We start from the raw sequence: 19556 nt of genomic DNA, 5'->3' as shown, positions 1-19556 counted from the left end.
TATTCTCAAACTAAAGCGATGACTTTAAATCGCGTCTTCGTCTTCTTCTCCAGTACGAATACGTACTACACGCTCAACATCCGTGATGAAGATTTTTCCGTCGCCGATTTTACCTGTTTGAGCGGTTTCAATAATAGTATCCACGCACTGGTCAGCAACGTCTTCCGAAACAACAATCTCAAGCTTTACCTTCGGTAGGAAATCGACCATGTACTCTGCACCGCGGTACAGTTCTGTATGACCTTTCTGACGACCAAAGCCTTTCACTTCAGATACAGTCATACCTGTAATCCCGACTTCTGCAAGCGCTTCACGTACATCATCCAATTTGAACGGCTTGATGATTGCTTCAATTTTTTTCATTGTCTTCCCTTCACGTATTCGTTTGTAGATATTATTACTGCATCGCTATGTAACATCAAGATACGCCAGCTAAAACTGCGTAATCGAATCAAGCGGCATTCATTTTTTGCATTAATCCCCATGCTGCAAACAGAAATACACCAATGTTCGCCATCATTAGAATGAAGTCTTTGAAAAGTATTCCATTCCCGTCAAAAGACAATACGCCAGAAAACAAAGTAAGCGCCGGAATAAAGAATAGCACGGGCAAATACCCCCAGGTTCTTTGACGCCAAAGACCCGCGACAGCCAGTAAACCACTGATGTAAGTCAGAGCCATAATCGTTGCAGGGATCAGTTTAAGTACAGTTTGAGAAAGAGCTTGAATCAATATCGGTGAGTGGAAAGCTAGGTAGCCGATGAGAATAAGCGCAACAATGCGTTCAGATGAAAAGCGCTTGCGGTGTGACGAATCTAAATTCATGGCAACACTCCTTGTTGTCCGTTATTGTCGTTCGATAGTAACCTTTAATATCCATTTAGTTTGATACCATCCCAATTCAAAGTTTAGACTGAATTGAGCCCCTTACAATAGGATTGCAGAACAATACCTCTGCTTTACTCCTTCTTATCAGTTATACCTTTTCTTTTATTAATAAGAATGAAAATGCCCAGTCCTGAATCCAAGACTGGGCATAAGATCACATTAATAATGTCGAGTTTCACTTCAAGCTCGAATAGTAAGCAGCAAGGTTTTCCATATCCTGATCACTGAGCGCCATTGCCTGAGCTGACATTACGGCAGCCAAACCGCCGGTGCGCTGATTCGCCTTATACGCTTTCAAAGAAGTGACAATGTATTTCTTGTTTTGTCCTTTCAAATTCGGATAACCGTCGATAAGGGCAATGCCATCAGCTCCGTGACACGCTGCACAAACCGCAGCTTTCGCTTTGCCTGCATTTACATCTCCAGCGGCGTAGGCACCACCGCTCAGGATTGCGGCGCTAAGCGCGCAACCTATTGCTACATTTTTCATTGCTTCACCATGTTGTTATTAGGGTTTTATTTTTCTACGATTGTGGCACAAATTTGGATTAGTGAACCCAAACGAGCTCACAATCTGGAGCACAAAACCTTTGTGTAACAAATAGATCGGCAACGGCAGCGATGTGGTCGTCATACATCACAATGGGCATCTGCCTACGCTTCCAGCTGGGCACTCCGTATTCCTGAAACAGCTTCTTAAGCTTACGACTTCCATTCCTTCCAACAGGCTTAGCGCTGAGCCCCTGAGGACAGAAATGCACAGTGACCTTTTCGCTTTGTAATGGCGCCCGTAAAAGTAAGCCTTGAGGATTCAGGTCGGTGTTCTTTAAAGTCAAATGACCAAGCCCATCAGGCAAGATAAGAGGCTGGTTGACGTCGAGAATGTGTGACCAGTCGGAGAGGTCTCTCTGAGGTGACACCAAATACAGTTTGTCATCATGCCTGCGAACTTCACCAGACGACAGCTTCAGATTGGGATTGGCATCTCTCTGACTGCAGGCAACCTCATCCCAGACAAGCTGAAGCTGCTTGCGCGATGGCATCTTTGCGTTCTGTCGCTCAAGCCACATCCGGATAAGTTGAGCCCGCGCAAGGTGGCTTTGCTCAGCCAGATATGGAATGGAAATTCCCGCGTCTTTCGTTATCGCTTCATTCAACTTACTTTCAAGAAGTTCTTCCAGCAAAAGTTGTTGTTCGGCGCACAAGGTCGAGCTCCGCTGGACCGCTTTTTCAAAACCAGACCAGCGTTCAGTGAGTAGTGGAATGACTTTATGGCGGAGAAAATTACGGTCAAATTGAGTGTCTTCGTTACTTTCATCGTGATTCCATTTGAGCTTGTTATCTAGAGCAAAACGCTCGATGGAATGACGGGGCACATTAAACAGAGGTCGCAAAAGTGTTCCGCGCCCAAACGGAGCCGATTGTGCCATACTTGCTAAACCTTTCGGACCGCTGCCTCTTTTCAGGGCTAAGAGAAAGGTTTCGCTTTGGTCGCTCAAGTGCTGCCCTGTTAGTAGGACATCACCTTCATCTATGTGCTTTTCTAGTACCTGATAACGAGCGTCTCGGGCAAGCTCTTCGAGGCTTTCAGAGCTTTGAGTATCTAAGGAAACACGTTCACAGGAAAAGGGCACTTGAGACTGCGCACACCACTCTTTGCAGTTGTTTTCCCATTGGTCGGCATTGGCACTCAAACCATGATGGACATAGACCGCTTTGACATCACTGTTGGGGTGGTCTCTCTTGAACCTTGCCAACAGTTCCAACAGAACTCTAGAGTCCAGCCCACCACTCAAAGCAAGTACGATCTTTCCTGATGGTTGAATATGTTGATGAATTTGGCGGTTAAATTCGGTTTCTAGCACGGGAGTTCCAAAATAAAAAAGCGAGCTAAATGCTCGCTTTATTCTATATCTAAATGACTCGCTTAGCAGTAACCGTAGCTCATCAGGCGCTGGAAACGGCGCTCAAGCAGAGTTTCATGGTCAAGCTGTTCCAGTTCTTCTAACTGACGAACCAGTGTTGCTTTCATGTTTTCTGCCATTTGAATCTTGTCGCGGTGTGCGCCACCCAGAGGCTCATCGATGATTTCATCGATCAACTTCAGTTCTTTAAGACGAGGAGCAATCAAACCCATCGCCTCTGCTGCTTGTGGTGCTTTATCAGAGTCACGCCACAGGATAGACGCACAGCCCTCAGGTGAGATCACCGAGTAAGTTGAGTACTGAAGCATGTTCACGTAGTCACCCACGCCAATTGCCAGTGCACCACCTGAACCGCCTTCGCCGACAACGTTACAGATAACTGGCACTTTAAGACCAGACATCACTTTCAGGTTTTTTGCGATTGCTTCAGACTGACCGCGCTCTTCAGCACCAACACCTGGGTATGCACCTGCTGTGTCGATAAACGTAATGATTGGCATGTTGAAGCGCTCAGCCGTTTCCATTAGGCGAAGCGCCTTGCGGTAACCTTCCGGCTTTGGCATACCAAAGTTACGAATCACTTTTTCTTTCGTCTCGCGACCTTTCTGATGACCGATGATCATCACCGGGCGACCTTCAAGACGCGCAATACCGCCAACAATTGCTTTGTCGTCAGCATAAGTGCGGTCACCGGCCAGTTCATCAAACTCTGTAAATACGTGTTCAACGTAGTCCAACGTGTATGGACGCTGTGGGTGCCTTGCAAGCTGAGCCACCTGCCATGCCCCCAGATCACTGAAGATTTTCTTTTTCAGTTCCAGGCTTTTGTCTTCAAGCTGTTTGATCTCTTTATCCAGATCAACAGAAGCATCCCCGCCGTGACGAGAAACGTCGCGCAATGCTTCAATTTTTGCTTCCAGTTCAGCGATAGGCTTTTCAAATTCAAGAAAATTCAGGCTCATCTATGAATCCTTGTTGGTCAGCTGTCATCTGTTTGACAACTGAATTAGTTAAATTCGAGTTCTACTTGGCCCTGGCCAAGTAGCTGCTTTAAATCGTCAAGTAATGTATCGGTTGGCGTTACTCGCCATTCGGCGCCCAGTGCTATTCGCGCCCGCGCATCGCTGCGCTGATAATATACATTAACTGGCACTGTTCCCGCTCGATGAGGCTCCAATATTTGATTGAAGCGCTCAAAGAAATGTTCATCAATTTGTTGTTCTTGTATAGAAACGGACAAACCACGAGCGTATTTTTCACGCGCATTTCCGAGATCCATGACCTCGCGCGCGGACATTTTAAGGCCACCATTGAAGTCATCAAAGCTGACCTGTCCAGAAACCACCAAAATTTTATCTTTTTCAAGCAGTTCTGCATATCTTTCGAGCGCATCTGAGAACAACATCACTTCCATACGCCCGGAACGGTCATCCAGTGTCATAATACCAATGCGAGTACCACGCTTGGTGGTCATCACCCTGGCAGCAATCACTAAACCCGCTACTGTGACGGATTGATCTCGTCTTGTTGGCTGAGCGTCTTTTAATCGACAACTGGTGTACTTACCAAGTTCCTTGATGTAGGTATTTATTGGGTGCCCAGTCAAATAGAGCCCGAGTGTTTCACGCTCCCCTTCCAGCCATACCTTTTCCGGCCACGCTGGAACTTGGGTGTATTTTGTCTCTACGTCCTCTGGAGCATCGGTGAGAACACCAAACATGTCCACCTGTCCAAATGATTCAGCCTGATGATGCTGACTCGCCGCTTTTACAGCGTCGTCAAGGGATGCCATCATCGCGGCTCGGTGTGGACCCAAGCGATCTAGTGCACCTGCGTAGATGAGTTTTTCGATAACCCTTTTGTTGACTTTCTTAAGGTCGATCCGAGCACAGAAGTCGAAAAGATCTTTGAAGTATCCACCTTCTTCACGTGCTGCGATGATGTTCTCGATTGGACCTTCACCCACACCTTTAATAGCACCGATACCATAAACAATGGCACCGGTATCATCGACATTAAAGCGATACAAACCCGAGTTGATATCTGGTGGCAGCACTTTAAGCTTCATGCGGAAACATTCGTCCACCAGCCCGACTACTTTTTCGGTGTTATCCATATCAGCAGTCATTACTGCCGCCATGAATTCCGCCGGGTAATGAGTTTTAAGCCAAAGTGTTTGGTAGGAAACCAGTGCGTATGCAGCTGAGTGAGATTTGTTGAAGCCGTAACCTGCGAATTTTTCTACCAGGTCAAAGATCTTCATCGCCAATTCGCCATCAACGCCGTTCTTCACGGCACCTTCTTCGAATACGGCACGTTGCTTCGCCATCTCTTCGGGCTTTTTCTTACCCATCGCACGACGAAGCATATCTGCACCACCCAGCGTATAACCGGCTAGGATCTGCGCAATTTGCATTACCTGCTCCTGATACAGGATGATGCCGTAGGTCGGCTCCAACGTATCTTTGAGCGACTCATGCTGCCAGGTTTCATCCGGGTAGGAAATGGCTTCACGCCCGTGCTTACGGTCGATAAAGTTATCTACCATGCCTGATTGAAGTGGACCAGGACGGAACAGGGCTACCAGTGCGATGATGTCTTCAAAACAGTCCGGCTGAAGGCGTTTGATCAGTTCCTTCATCCCTCGGGATTCAAGCTGGAATACCGCAGTTGTTTCAGAGTTTTGCAGCAGATTAAAAGAGGCTTGGTCATCAAGTGGAATGGACTCAATGCGTACCTTCTCTTTGCCAACTTTTTCTAAGCGTGGGTTAATCAGACCCAACGCCCAGTCGATGATGGTTAATGTACGTAAACCCAGGAAGTCAAACTTTACCAAGCCCGCGGTTTCTACATCGTTCTTGTCAAACTGAGTAACCGGGAAATTACCTTCTGCATCACAGTAAATAGGCGCAAAGTCAGTAATGGTTGTGGGTGAGATTACAACACCACCCGCGTGCTTACCGGCGTTTCGTGTACACCCTTCCAGCACACGGCACATATCGATCAGCTCTTTAACTTCTTCATCCGCTTCGTAGATTTCAGGAAGCTGAGGTTCGGCTGCAAACGCTTTCTCTAGCGTCATACCCGGATCAGGCGGTACCAGTTTTGAAATGCGGTCAACAAAGCCATAAGGGTGCCCTAGCACTCGACCTACGTCTCGGATTACCGCTTTTGCCGCCATGGTACCGAAGGTGATGATCTGAGATACCGCATCACGCCCGTACATTTCGGCTACGTGATCGATCACCTGATCTCGCTTATCCATACAGAAATCGATATCGAAATCGGGCATGGAAACACGTTCAGGGTTTAGGAATCGTTCGAATAGTAGATCGTATTCCAATGGATCAAGGTCGGTGATGTCCAGTGCATAAGCCACCAGTGAGCCTGCACCAGAACCACGACCGGGACCTACTGGTACATCGTTATCTTTTGACCACTGGATGAACTCCATTACGATCAGGAAGTAGCCTGGGAATCCCATGTTGTTAACTACTTCCAGTTCAATATCTAAACGTTCATCGTACTCTGGGCGACGTTTCGCTCGCTCTTCTTCATCTGGAAATAAGAACGCAAGTCGACGCTCAAGCCCTTCTTTGGATTTCTTGATCAGGAAATCTTCAATCGCCAGACCTTCGGTTGGGAAGTTAGGAAGGAAGTATTCCCCAAGGCGCACGGTGACATTACAGCGCTTGGCGATCTCGACACTGTTTTCCAATGCTTCTGGAATATCTGAAAACAGCTCACACATTTCATCTTCAGTTCGAAGATATTGCTGCGGGCTGTAGTTTTTTGGTCGACGGGGATCTTCAAGCGTAAAACCATCGTGGATGGCAACCCGGATTTCATGAGCATCGAACTGATCTTCAGTAATAAAGACTACGTCGTTGGTTGCAACGACTGGCAACTCTGCTTTATCTGCCAGCTCCAGTGCGAAGTGCAGATAGCTTTCTTCATCGGCACGACCTGTTCGGGTTAGTTCCAAATAAAAGCGATCTGGAAAATGAGTTTTGTAGAACTCGACACATTCAGACACTAAGGCTTGATTGCCTTTGAGAAGCGCACGCCCTACTTCACCCACACGACCACCGGATAAGATGATCAATCCCTCGCTGTACTGGGCTAACCATGCTTTATCGATAACAGGCTGATGCTGAACATGTCCTCGTTGATAGGCTTCAGAAATGAGCAAGGTAAGGTTTTTATAACCGGTATTGTCCGATGCCAATACGGTGAGCTTAGTCAATTCGTCGCCAAACTCTTCCGACTGCATCGTAAAGTCTGCTCCGATAATGGGTTTTACCCCACAGCCATGCGCCGTATTGTAGAACTTCACCAAACCACATAAGTTGGTGAAATCGGTCAGTGCCATCGCTGGCATGCCGTATTCAGCGACCTTCTTTACGATAGGCGGGACTTTTGACAACCCGTCGACCATGGAAAAGTCACTGTGAACGCGTAGGTGTATAAATTTCGGGTCAGACATCAAAGTGATCCTGAATGTATGGTTAATTCTTCTAGGGTCTCGCGACCTAATGACGTTCTATGATACTTAAATCCAGTGGCAAGAGAAGCTACTCGATCCCAAGAGCGCGTTTTACAGGCTTAAAACTTTTTCGGTGTTCAGATATCACACCATGTTTTTCAATTGCTTCGAAGTGTGCCTTGGTCGGATAACCTTTATGGTTGGCAAAACCAAACTCCGGATGCTTTTTGTCCAGTTCGTCCATTTCCGCATCTCGCACAACTTTGGCAATAATTGAGGCGGCACTGATTTCAGCCACTCTGAGATCACCTTTGACTACCGCTTGCCCTGCCATAGGCAGTTCAGGAACACGGTTACCATCAATCAGAGCAAAATCTGGCTGGATTTTCAGCCCGGCAATCGCACGCTGCATAGCAACCATGGTTGCCTGAAGTATATTCAGTTCATCAATTTCGTCAGGCGAGCAACGCCCTACTGCCCACGCCAGAGCTTTTTCCTGGATCTCTGGAAACAATGCGAGGCGCTTTTTTTCCGACAGTTTTTTTGAATCCGTCAGCCCTTCGATTGGATTAGCGGGGTCCAATATGACTGCTGCTGTCACTACATCTCCAACCAAAGGTCCGCGCCCTACTTCATCCACACCAGCAAACAACTGGTAACCTTCTGGGTATTCAAAAGGAGGGAATTCTATTTGTTCTTTTTTTGCCATAACAGATTCTTATTGTTACTTTCCGATTAAATTCAAAACAGCTTTAGCAGCCTGCTTATCGGCATCTTTCTTAATCCAGTGATGCATTTCGGTAAACTCTTCGATTAGCGCCTGATTGTCTCCAAGTAGCGCTTTTTCAATTTCAGGGTAAAGAAAATCAGGGTGGCATTCGTCCAGGATAAATTCTTTCACCAATTCTTTACCTGCCAGAATGTTTGGGAGAGACACAAACTCGGTAATCGCCAGTTTTTGCACAATCCAGCCTGTCAGACGATTTACCTTATACCCAACGACCATAGGACGCTTTAATAGCATGCACTCCAGAGTCACTGTACCTGACGCCAAAAGCACAGCATCAGACGCGGTAATGACGTTTCTTGCGGTATCCTGAACGATAGTGAAATCGAGCTCAGGTGCTTGTTCCTTCCAGATTTGTTCAAACTGGTCGCGACGCTTTTCGTTTACCGCAGCAACAACAAATCCCACATCTGGGTACTTCTGATTTAGTCGCTTACAGGTCTCGATAAAAGGTTCCGCAATCAAGCCGACTTCACCGCCTCGGCTACCTGGAAGAACGGCAAGCCATTTTTTGTCCTGTTCAAGATTCAGAAGCTCACGAGCTTCTGCTTTATTAGGTTCAAGAGGAATGGAGTCGGCAAGTGTATGACCAACAAACTCACAGGCGACGTTGTACTTGTCGTAGAAAGCTTTCTCAAAGGGTAGGAATGCGAGCACCAAATCCGTCGCTTTGTCGATTTTGAATATTCGCTTAGGGCGCCACGCCCATACTGATGGGCTGACATAATGAACGGTTTTAATACCTGCATTCTTCAAACTCAATTCAAGACGGAGGTTGAAGTCAGGCGCATCAATACCTACAAATACGTCTGGTGGGTTTTGGGTAAAGTGCTTCACCAGTTCAGCTTTGACTTTCAGCAAGCGAGGCAAACGCCCAAGCACTTCCACCAGCCCCATGACAGCCAGCTCTTCCATTTCAAACAAGGATTCGCAGCCCAGTGCATTCATTTTCGGGCCACCAATACCAACAAATTCGGCATTTGGGTATTGTTGTTTGATGGCTTGCATTAGCCCAGCGCCTAAAGTGTCACCTGATAATTCACCTGCAACAATTCCTACTCTCAATGGCGCTTCATTTAAGCTCATCACCAACCTCAATGTTGAATTTCAATGTGTTGAAAATACAAAAAGATCGCTGAAATCAGCGATCTTTTCAATCAATAAACGGAATAACAAGTCTAGCGAATGATGCCACGCTGAGTATTACCTAAGAAGTCTAGGAACTGCTGAACCACCGCGTATTCATCGGCTTCTTTCGCAATCTCTGTTTTGGCTTCTTCGAGAGTGAGACCGTTACGGTATAAGGCTTTATAAGCCCGGCGAATCGCGTGGATTTCTTTCTTTTCAAAACCACGACGTTTCAAACCTTCGATGTTGATGCCAAACGGCTTACAGTGGTTACCTTGTGCCATGACAAATGGCGGCACGTCTTGAACCACAATTGAACCACCACCGACAAAGCAGTGCGCCCCTAACGTACAGAACTGATGTACTGGAGACAACGCAGTAAGAATGACATAGTCTTCAACGGTTACGTGACCTGCTAGCGTCGCGTTGTTGCCAAGAATTACGTTATCACCAACCACACAATCGTGTGCGATGTGGGCATTAACACAGAAAAGGTTGTCACTACCGACTCGGGTTTCCCCTTTGTCCTGTACCGTACCTCGGTGCATTTGAACACTTTCGCGAATGATATTGCGGTCACCGACGATAAGACGCGTGTCTTCACCGCTGTATTTCTTATCCTGGCACTCTTCGCCCACAATGGCGTAAGGGAAAATTCTGTTTTCATTGCCGATAACAGTAGGACCTTTGATCACAACATGAGACATGATCTCGTTGTTTTCTCCGATCTCGATATCGCCAGAAATGTACGTAAAAGGTCCAACCGTTGTACCAGCACCAATGCGAACATTGCCTTCGATTACGGCACTTGGATGGATGGAAACAGATTCATGAATCATATTAAAACTCTCGACGAGCACATTTTAGTTCAGCAGAACACACTACCTTGCCGTCCACTGTTGCTGTACCGTTGAACGCTGCGATACCACGACGTTCTTTCAAAAATTCGACTTCAATAATCAACTGATCGCCTGGCATAACGGGGGCACGGAACTTAGCGCCATCGACACTTGCGAAGTAGTAAAGCTCGTTTTCAGCAGGTGCGCCAAAGGTTTTGAACGCCAATAGACCTGTTGCCTGCGCCATAGCTTCAAGGATCAGTACGCCAGGGAAAACCGGAAGTTGTGGGAAATGACCTGTAAATTGAGGTTCGTTCACTGACACATTTTTCAGACCGACAAGGCGCTTGCCTTCTTCGTAGTCAGTAACACGATCAATCATCAAGAAAGGGTAGCGATGTGGAAGAAGTGTTTGAATCTCCGTGATATCCATCGTTTTCTTTTCAGTAGTCAAAGTCATATTCCTATAATTTTTTAAATTCTATTCGTTAGCAAACGAATGAAAGCCTGCATAGTCGCAGGCTTAAAGTTAAACGCTTCGTGTCAGGATTTGAGTTCTTTTTCAACAGATTTGAGTCTTCTGTCTAGCTCTGCAATCTTGTGTACACGTGGCACCATTTTACGCCATTCTTTGTTTGGTTGCACTGGCACACCGGAGGAGTACACACCTTTTTCTTCGATGTCTCTCATAACCATCGCCATACCAGTAACAAAAACCTGGTCGGTAATTGTGATGTGTCCATTGACTACCGCGCCACCGCCAAACTGACAATATTTGCCAATGTGCGTGCTGCCTGCAACGATGACAGCGCCTGCCATTGCAGTTCCGTAGCCAATGTGAACATTGTGCGCTATCTGAATCTGGTTATCTAGAACAACGTTATCTTCAATAACCGTATCGTCCAGTGTACCACGGTCAATGGTGGTGCATGCTCCGATCTCTACTCGATTGCCAATACAAACACCACCAACCTGAGGGATTTTTACCCACTCGCCTTTTTCGTTCGCATTACCAAAGCCATCTGAACCAATTACGGCATTAGCTTGAATCAGGCAACTTTCACCAATAGTCACACCATGATAAACACTGACGTTAGACCATAGCTTGGTACTTGCTCCAATCTGCGATTGTTTACCAACAAAGCAACCTGCGCCGATAACCACGTTATCACCCAGAATGGCACCGGATTCGATAACAGCATTCGCACCAATTGAAACGTTTTTACCAAGAGTCGCAGAAGCGTCAATCACCGCGGAGCTTGCAATGCCCTCTGCTGGTGCTGGTGTTGTGTCCAGAGCCTGTGCAATACGAGCGTAGGCGACATAAGGGTCATCAACGACAATCGCATTGCCATGACACGCGTCCAGATCAGGTTCTCTGACAAGCACAGCATCCGCCTGGCAAGATTCCAGATTCTTTTTGAATTTAGGGTTAGATAGGAAAGTCAGCTGACCTTTACCAGCCTTTTCCATGGCAGCAAATTCAGAGACGACTACCGCGCCGTCTCCGTGGAGCTCACCACCTGCAATGTTCGCAACTTCTGCAAGGGTTAATGTTGTCATAGTTTATTTAAGTTGTTCGATTACTTTTTTAGACAGGTTTAGCTCAGGTTTCGCGTATTGCAAAGATGTCGCGTCAATAACTACGTCAAAACCTTCTTTCTCAGCTACTTTTGCTACTGTGTCTTGAATAAGCTTAAGCAATTTTTGTCTTTCTTGCGCTTCACGTTTCTGACCAGTCTGCTCTAGTGACTGCGCTTTGATTTTGTACTCAGCCTGAAGCTGACCAATCTCAATCTGAAGCTTGCGCACCCCGTCTTCACCAAGCAGCTCGCCATCACGACGACCTTGTTCAACCTTGGTCTTGATCTTTGCTTCTAAAGCCTGAAGCTCGGCATTTTGGTCTTTAAACTCTGCCTGAAGCTTTTGAAGAACTGCTTCACGTTGCGGGAGAGCCTGGAAAATTTGCGCAGTATTCACATAACCTACTTTTTGTGCTGCCTCTGCTGCATTGGCAAAAAAAGATGTGCCTAGAATGGCAAGGCTAAGTCCTGCTGCTTTTAACATTGTTTTCAAAATTCTCTCCTAAGTTTTAGAAAGTTCGACCAATTGTAAAGGTAAAGACTTCGTCTTTGTCCCCTTCAAACTGTTTGATAGGTTTCGCCAACGAGAAAACCAGAGGTCCCATAGGCGACATCCATTGCAGGGCAACACCTGCAGACATTCGGTAGTTGGTTGGATCAGAGTAATCGTAGTAGTACTGACCACCAGAGCTTACTCCTGATTCAGGATCCAAGTAGTTGAATTCTGTATCCCAGACGCTAGCTGCATCAATGAATGCACTGGTTCGGATTTGGCTGCGCGCTTCATCAGATGCAAATGGAGTCGGGAAAATCAACTCCATGCTGGCCAGGGCAATGGCGTTACCACCGACTGAATCATCGGTCACCGTGTACTGGGAATTGTTCCCGCCTATGTGATTCTCGTTGTACACCGCCTTTGGACCCGCACTGTTGGAGCGGAATCCACGCAAAGTGCTGAAACCACCAGCGTAAAAGTTCTCGTAGAATGGGAACAGGTTGTCGTTGTCACCATTCTTACCATAACCGTTTCCGTAGCCTAAACGTCCACGCAATAGTAAGGTAAATTCATGTTTCTTTGTCAGAGGGATGTACTGTCTTACATCGTATTGCAGTTTGAAATACTGAACATCTGACCCTGGCACTGTCATTTTATAGAAAGCACGCTGGTGATTACCTGCTGTAGGGAAGAAACCACGGTTCAGGTTGTTTCTCGTCCAGGACAGTGACAAATCAAAGTCGTTAACTTTCAAGCTTCGGTCGTTTTTGTCTAGGTTGTCTTCTTGCGCTTGAAGAAATTTCTCAATCTGCACGTACTCATCCAAATTAGAAATTCGGTTGTGCGTATAACCTGCACCAATTTCGAAGAAATTCAACTCATCAAACGGGAAACCCCATGTCAGACGTGTACCGTAACTTTCGTTGGTATAGTCAACAATGCCAGCTTCTGATGCTTCAAACTGGTTGTAGAATACTTTTCCTCCCAGGCTGACACCATCAAGATTCCAGTACGGATCACGATATTCCAGGCTTACATTTTTACGGAATTTGTTTGTTGAAGCGTTGATACCTACGCGGTTACCACTTCCGATAAAGTTATCTTGCTGCAAACCCACCTGGAAGCTCACACCAGATTCCGTACCATACCCCACACCAAAGTTGATACTACCGGAGTTGGCTTCTTTGACGTTATAGACCAGATCCACCTGGTCTTCAGTGCCCGGAACACGAACCGTCTGCACGTCGACTGTTTCGAAAAAGCCAAGTCGGTTTAATCGACTCTTACCTGTGTCAATGGCTTTTGAGTTTAGCCATGAACCTTCCATCTGACGCATTTCACGACGAAGAACTTCATCACGAGTGGAATTATTGCCAGTAAAGCGAATGTCACGCACGTAAATACGCTTACCTGCTTCGACATTGACGACTAGAGAAACTTTTCTATTCTCATCGTCAAATTCTGGAATCGTACGAACCTGAGGGTATGCGTAACCGGATTCACCCAGAACACGCTTTACATTCTCTTCCAAGGATGTCACCGCACTGCCATCGTAAGTATCACCAGAAGCAAACGGCACCATCTTGTTGAATTCTTCTTCCTTGTCGATCAACTCACCACGGAATTTAACCGACTCAACCGAATAGGGTTCACCTTCATCCAGAGTTAGAGTGATGTACACACCTTTCTTGTCCGGAGAGATTGAGACCTGAGTGTCGGATACCTGAAACTTCAAGTAACCTTGGTTGAGATAGTAAGTTCTTAGTGCTTCGAGATCCCCAGCCAGTACTTGCTTCTGATACTTTTCATTCGCCAGGAAATTCCACCAAGGCACGTCTACACGTAAGTTAAAGCGAGAGCGAAGGTCATCATCTGAAAATACAGAGTTACCAATGAAGTTAATTTGCTGAATTTTGGCAGAAACACCTTCAGTAAATACAAACTTTAAATCAGACCGATTACGTGGAAGAGGAGTAACGACCGCTTTGACTTCAGCATTGTACTTCCCCACGCTGTAGTAAAAATCTTCCAGACCTTTTTCAATATTGCTCAGCGTTGTACGATCAAGAGCTTCACCAATTCGGATACCTGAAGCATCGAGGTTTTGAGTAAGCTGCTCTTCTTTAATCGCCTTGTTTCCTGAGAAAGAGATGTTCGCAATGGTTGGACGCTCTTTCACTTCAATGACAAGTACGTTGTTATCTCTAAGCACTCTGACATCTTCATAGTTGCCGGAGTCATATAAGGATTTGATGATCTTTGCCACATCTTGCTGATCAACCGAATCACCAATACGAATAGGCATTTTGAGGAGTGCAGCTCCCAACGCGACACGTTGCAAGCCTTCAATCTTGATGTCTTCTACGACAAATTTTTCTGCACCATTCACCACTGTGCTCGTGAGCAACAGAGAGGTGAGCAATAAATGCTTGATCGCCATATCTATTCTGATTATTCCTTGCTACTTCTTATTCGTTGCCATCTTCTACCAATCAGGTGATATCAAAGGCGAGTAAAATCGTTAAACAATGCGACTATCATAAGGGAGAAGATAATAGCTCCGCCCAATTTATAACCGACTTCTTGAATCTTTTCTGGTACTGGTCTTCTGATCACAGCTTCAACTGCAAAGAACAACAAATGACCGCCATCAAGAATAGGCAGTGGCATTAAGTTGATGATACCCAGGTTAATACTGATCAAAGCCAGGAAACCTAGGAAATACACCAATCCATAGTCAGCAGTGGTGCCCGCACCTTTTGCAATTGAAATCGGGCCGCTAAGGTTTTCTATCCCAACATCACCGACAACCAGCTTCTTCAGCAAGCTAAAGGTCAGAGAAATGACCTGCCCGGTTTTTTCAACTGCTTTACCAACTGACTCAACAACGCCATATTGCAAATCGAACTTGTAATCTTGTGGCCACTCACCAATCTCTGGTGCAATACCAGCAAACCCTTTAGTAATGCCCTGCTTATCTGTTCTTGAGTCAGGAATAAGCTGTAATTCCCTTGTCAGACCTTCACGCTCTACGGAGATTGTAATGGCTTGCTCTGGGTTATCCTGAATGGCTTTAACCATTTGTTGCCATTCATTCACAGGGGCACCATTGATTGCAATAAGCTGGTCACCCACTTCAAAGCCAGCTTTTTCCGCCGCACCACCTTCACCAACATGGGCAATCTTAGTGGTGGTTTCCGGACGGTAAGGTCTGAAACCCAAGGTTGTCATTGGCGATTCTGTCTCTGGGTTAAATTGCCAATCACGTAAATCTAGCTTGAATACTCGTTCAACACCTATGCCGCCTTCAGGTTTTACAGCCATGGTCATCTCATCGTCACCAATGTGAGCGATAAGCTGCATGTTGACAGATTCCCAATCAGCGGTTTTGATTCCAGCAACAGACTTTAGTTCCATTCCCGGTTCAATTCCCGCTTCAGCAACGATGGAATTGGGTGTGACCTCACCGATAACAGGCTTAATTGCCTGAACACCCATGATAAACACAAGCCAGTAGGCAAAAAGCGCAAAGGCGAAGTTAAATACCGGACCTGCTGCCACAATAGCGCTTCGCTGCCAAAGTGATTTACGGTCAAATGCCTGATTTTTTTCTTCTTCTGAAACAGTATCGACACGACTATCCAGCATCTTGACATATCCACCGAGAGGGATCATAGAAATGCTGTATTCGGTGCCGTCTTTACCGACTTTGTTCCAAATAGATTTACCAAAGCCAATTGAAAACTTGTGTACTTTCACACCGCAACGGCGCGCTACCCAAAAGTGACCGTACTCATGTACCGCCACCAGTACACCCAGTGCAACAATAAACGATACTAAGTTCCACAAAATACCTGTCATATTGTTCGCTTACCTACATGTTCATGCGCAAGAATACGCGCCATTCTATCCAGCTCTAATAAGCTTTCCAAGCAATCAACCTCAAGGTTTTGCTGTTGACCACACAGCTTGGACAAAACCTGTTCATTGATGGCTGCAATATCTGTAAACCGGATTTGATTATTTAAAAATGCTTCCACAGCAATTTCATTTGCTGCATTCAGTCCTGTTGTTGCGTGTTGTCCTGTGTAACAAGCTTCAATAGCAAGCTTAAGGCAAGGATAACGATCGAAATCTGGTTCTAAAAACGTCAGTTCACCCACTTTGGTAAAATCCAACGGTTTGACACCTGCCGTTATTCTTTCGGGGTAAGACATGGAATATGCGATGGGTGTCGCCATGTCCGGCTCACCCATTTGTGCCAAAACAGAACCATCACAATACTGCACCATGGAATGGATGACAGATTGCGGATGAATAACCACTTGAAGTTGTTCACGGCGCGTATTGAACAACCAGCGAGCCTCAATGTACTCAAGCCCTTTATTCATCATGGTGGCAGAGTCGACAGAAATCTTAGGTCCCATCGACCAATTAGGGTGTGCGATGGCTTGTTCTGGCGTTACATCTTTGAGTACAGACACATCCGAATAACGAAAAGGACCACCGGAACCGGTAAGAAGAATCGAAGAGACTCCAGCCTCATTCAGGTCGCAGTGCCCGGGTTGGGTTTGAATGGATTCAGGCAAGCATTGGAAAATGGCATTGTGTTCGCTGTCTACAGGTAGAAGCTGTGCACCGTATTTTTTAACCGCATCCACAAAGAGCTGCCCAGACATAACGAGCGCTTCTTTGTTTGCCAGAAGTACACGCTTACCCGCCTGAACCGCAGACATAGTAGGAATAAGCCCTGCTGCTCCGACAATAGCAGCCATTACTGTATCCACTTCATCCATGGAGGTGACAGCACATAAGCCTTCATTTCCCGCTAAAACCGTTACGTTGCTACCTGAATTTCTGAGAGACTCTCTTAGATCAACAGCAGCTTTTTCATCCGCCATTACCGCATAGACCGGATTCCATTGCTCACACAAAGCCTGCATTTTGGCAACGTTACTGCCTGCAGCCAGAGCGAACACATTAAATTTTTCTGGGTTTTGGGTTACCACCTTTAAGGTGCTGGCACCAATAGACCCCGTCGCTCCAAGAATGGTTAAATTTTGCATTGTGAAGACCGTTATACAGAACCTGAAAAGGCAAGTTTCCCTGCCTTTTTACAACATTAAAGCGTGAAATAGAGTAAGGCAAATACAGGAAAAGCGGCAGTCAAACTGTCTATTCTGTCTAGAACACCACCATGCCCGGGAATAATATTTCCGCTGTCCTTTATCCCTGATACGCGCTTAAACATACTTTCTACCAAGTCACCTAACACTGAGATGATAACAGTGGCAAGAGTAATGAATACCATTATGACAGGGCTGGAGAAGGTGAGTTCAAACCAATTTGCCGCGCCCCACCCAATTACCAATGCGGTAATGATGCCACCGACCAGACCTTCTACAGTTTTGTTCGGGCTGACATTAGGAGCCATTTTGCGCTTTCCGAAACTTTTACCGGCAAAATAGGCACCGCTATCGGCCGCCCAGACAAGAAAGCAAACAAACAGGACAAGCTTAGCACCGTAATACGGATCGGCGTCGTAGCCTACGCTTCTTAGAAGAACAACAGAGGTAAAAAAAGGAATCAGTGTCAGTAAACCAAAAAGATGGCGCAGTACGTTTGAATTTTCCCAGAAGCTTGCAGACTTAGGGAAAGACATTGCCATACCACTGGAAGCCAACCACCAGACTCCAGCGACAGTGAGAATAGTGACGTGACCGCTTGATACCTGCTGAAGTGCTGCCACATCAAAAGGCAACAAGAAGAACAAACCAGCCAAAGCGACCAGCGACGGAATCAAAGCAAGCTGTCTATTAGATGATTTGACAAATTGAGTCCACTCCCAGAAGCCCACCACAACAATTGCAGCGATGGCAGCAACAAAGAGAGGGATAGAAAGTTTAAAAATCCCCAGCACAACTAATGGAGCCAGAATCAGCGCGGTTATAATTCTTTGTTTCAAGCTGATGATCCTTTTTTATCCATTCATGATTTCTTGAATCTGTTCGCCTGTACAGCCAAAGCGACGCTCGCGGTTAACAAACCACGCCACAGCATCTGCCAGGCTTTGCTCATCAAAATCCGGCCAGTGTTGGTCGACAAAGTACATTTCAGCGTAAGCCATTTGCCACAGTACAAAGTTGCTGATCCGGCATTCACCACTGGTGCGGATAAGCAGATCAACTTCAGGTAGATCGGACATGGTAAGGTGTGAAGCAACAAGGTCTTCATTGATCTCTAGCGGATCAAGAATGCCCTCTTTGGCTTCTGAGGCGATTTTCTGAATGGCTTGAGTGATGTCCCATTTACCACCGTAGTTAGCGGCGACATTCACCACCATGCCATCATTATCTTTAGTTAGAGTCTCAGCTTCGACAATCTTCTTTTGCAGCCTCTGATTAAAGCGAGAGGTATCACCAATCACACGAAGCCTCAGATTGTTTTTGTGAAGACGTTTCACTTCTTTAGACAGAACTGTAATAAACAGCTCCATAAGAAGGCTCACCTCTTCTTCCGGACGACGCCAGTTTTCACTGCTGAATGCGAAAAGAGTGATAGCTTCTATGCCTAAGCGAGATGCGGCTGAAATGGTTTTTCTTACTGAATCGACTCCTGCTTTGTGTCCAAATACGCGAGGCTTACCTTGCTTTTTTGCCCAACGACCATTGCCGTCCATGATGATAGCGATATGTTTGGGGAATGCGTCTGGAGAGACTTGAGTGTTCAGCATAGAGAATTCATTGAATCTAATGGGGTTGAGATAATAGCATAAAAAAAGCGCTGTGCTGTGGGCACAGCGCTTTGAAAAAGAAAAGTGTAAGTTATATTACACTTCCATCAACTCTTTTTCTTTTGCAGCAAGAACTTCATCAACTTTCTTAACCGCAGCGTCAGTCAGCTTCTGAATTTCGTCTTGTGCTTTACGATCTTCATCTTCAGAAATTTCTTTGTCTTTCAGCAGTGCTTTCAGGTCGTTGTTCGCGTCACGGCGAATGTTACGGATAGCGACACGACCGCCTTCTGCTTCACCACGTACAATTTTAACCAGGTCTTTACGACGCTCTTCTGTTAGCGGTGGAAGTGGGACACGGATAACCGTACCCGCAGACATTGGGTTTAGACCCAGATCTGACTGCATGATTGCTTTTTCAACTTTAGGCGCCAGTTCTTTATCGAAAACCGTAATTGCCAGAGTACGTGAATCTTCTGCGATTACGTTTGCAACCTGGTTTAGAGGCGTCGCTGCACCGTAGTATTCTACGTTGATGTTTGCCAACAGGCTTGGGTGAGCACGACCTGTACGTACTTTAGACAGGTTATTTTTTAGCGCTTCAACGCTTTTTTCCATGCGCTCTTGTGCATCTTGTTTGATTTCGTTAATCACAATTTCACCTTAATAATTTTTTATAAGAGTGTTCTG

General features: G+C 46.1%; 18 protein-coding genes. All 18 read right to left on the bottom strand.

Annotated elements, in window-relative coordinates; genetic code table 11:
* Positions 1-24: 24 nt before the first annotated feature.
* The 18 genes from glnB to frr all read right to left on the bottom strand — a co-directional run bounded on the left by glnB (position 25) and on the right by frr (position 19520).
* The gene (gene glnB, locus QMG91_RS05025; protein WP_004406929.1) at positions 25-363 is read right to left on the bottom strand and encodes a nitrogen regulatory protein P-II; all 339 of its coding nucleotides are present in this window, start codon (positions 361-363) and stop codon (positions 25-27) included.
* An 88-nt stretch (positions 364-451) separates the two neighbouring features.
* Complete coding sequence (locus tag QMG91_RS05020; protein WP_004406928.1) at positions 452-826, bottom strand: hypothetical protein; 375 nt, start codon at positions 824-826, stop codon at positions 452-454.
* A 238-nt stretch (positions 827-1064) separates the two neighbouring features.
* Positions 1065-1379 (bottom strand): c-type cytochrome, encoded by a 315-nt coding sequence (locus QMG91_RS05015; protein ID WP_281829245.1) that lies wholly within the window; start codon positions 1377-1379, stop codon positions 1065-1067.
* 58 nt (positions 1380-1437) lie between these two features.
* Positions 1438-2754: a tRNA lysidine(34) synthetase TilS gene (gene tilS, locus QMG91_RS05010; RefSeq protein ID WP_281829244.1), complete on the bottom strand. Its 1317-nt coding sequence runs from the start codon at positions 2752-2754 to the stop codon at positions 1438-1440.
* A gap of 62 nt (positions 2755-2816) precedes the next feature.
* Positions 2817-3776, bottom strand: coding sequence for an acetyl-CoA carboxylase carboxyl transferase subunit alpha (gene accA, locus QMG91_RS05005; RefSeq protein ID WP_004406923.1), 960 nt, complete (start codon positions 3774-3776; stop codon positions 2817-2819).
* Positions 3777-3820: 44 nt separating this feature from the next.
* Complete coding sequence (gene dnaE / locus QMG91_RS05000) at positions 3821-7300, bottom strand: DNA polymerase III subunit alpha (protein WP_281829243.1); 3480 nt, start codon at positions 7298-7300, stop codon at positions 3821-3823.
* An 88-nt stretch (positions 7301-7388) separates the two neighbouring features.
* A complete protein-coding gene (gene rnhB, locus QMG91_RS04995; protein WP_281829242.1) occupies positions 7389-8009 on the bottom strand; it encodes a ribonuclease HII in 621 nt (206 codons plus the stop codon).
* Positions 8010-8024: 15 nt separating this feature from the next.
* Positions 8025-9173, bottom strand: coding sequence for a lipid-A-disaccharide synthase (gene lpxB, locus QMG91_RS04990; protein WP_281829240.1), 1149 nt, complete (start codon positions 9171-9173; stop codon positions 8025-8027).
* A 92-nt stretch (positions 9174-9265) separates the two neighbouring features.
* Positions 9266-10054, bottom strand: coding sequence for an acyl-ACP--UDP-N-acetylglucosamine O-acyltransferase (lpxA, locus tag QMG91_RS04985; protein ID WP_281829238.1), 789 nt, complete (start codon positions 10052-10054; stop codon positions 9266-9268).
* A gap of 1 nt (position 10055) precedes the next feature.
* Entirely contained in the window at positions 10056-10487 is a 432-nt protein-coding gene (fabZ, locus tag QMG91_RS04980) for a 3-hydroxyacyl-ACP dehydratase FabZ (protein WP_173425408.1), read from the bottom strand.
* Positions 10488-10597: 110 nt separating this feature from the next.
* On the bottom strand, positions 10598-11617 hold the full coding sequence (lpxD, locus tag QMG91_RS04975; RefSeq protein ID WP_281829236.1) for a UDP-3-O-(3-hydroxymyristoyl)glucosamine N-acyltransferase: 1020 nt from the start codon (positions 11615-11617) through the stop codon (positions 10598-10600).
* Between the two features lie 3 nt (positions 11618-11620).
* Positions 11621-12121, bottom strand: a complete 501-nt coding sequence (locus QMG91_RS04970) for an OmpH/Skp family outer membrane protein (RefSeq protein ID WP_022551281.1) — start codon at positions 12119-12121, stop codon at positions 11621-11623.
* A 25-nt stretch (positions 12122-12146) separates the two neighbouring features.
* Positions 12147-14573 carry an outer membrane protein assembly factor BamA gene (gene bamA, locus QMG91_RS04965; RefSeq protein ID WP_281829234.1) on the bottom strand — a complete coding sequence of 809 codons (2427 nt, stop codon included), beginning with the start codon at positions 14571-14573 and terminating at the stop codon, positions 12147-12149.
* Positions 14574-14635: 62 nt separating this feature from the next.
* Positions 14636-15994: a sigma E protease regulator RseP gene (gene rseP, locus QMG91_RS04960; RefSeq protein WP_281829232.1), complete on the bottom strand. Its 1359-nt coding sequence runs from the start codon at positions 15992-15994 to the stop codon at positions 14636-14638.
* Entirely contained in the window at positions 15991-17199 is a 1209-nt protein-coding gene (gene ispC, locus QMG91_RS04955) for a 1-deoxy-D-xylulose-5-phosphate reductoisomerase (protein WP_281829230.1), read from the bottom strand. The genes rseP and ispC overlap by 4 nt, the downstream gene beginning before the upstream one ends.
* Before the next feature lie 56 nt (positions 17200-17255).
* The gene (locus QMG91_RS04950) at positions 17256-18098 is read right to left on the bottom strand and encodes a phosphatidate cytidylyltransferase (RefSeq protein WP_022598389.1); all 843 of its coding nucleotides are present in this window, start codon (positions 18096-18098) and stop codon (positions 17256-17258) included.
* Positions 18099-18113: 15 nt separating this feature from the next.
* Entirely contained in the window at positions 18114-18866 is a 753-nt protein-coding gene (locus QMG91_RS04945; protein ID WP_022551285.1) for an isoprenyl transferase, read from the bottom strand.
* A 96-nt stretch (positions 18867-18962) separates the two neighbouring features.
* A complete protein-coding gene (gene frr / locus QMG91_RS04940) occupies positions 18963-19520 on the bottom strand; it encodes a ribosome recycling factor (protein WP_004406905.1) in 558 nt (185 codons plus the stop codon).
* Positions 19521-19556 lie beyond the last annotated feature (36 nt).

This window comes from Vibrio nigripulchritudo, from assembly GCF_027924785.1.
GTDB classification, from domain to species: domain Bacteria; phylum Pseudomonadota; class Gammaproteobacteria; order Enterobacterales; family Vibrionaceae; genus Vibrio; species Vibrio nigripulchritudo.
The sequence above is the reverse complement of the archived record's forward strand: the minus strand, read 5'-3'. Positions and strand labels throughout refer to the sequence as shown.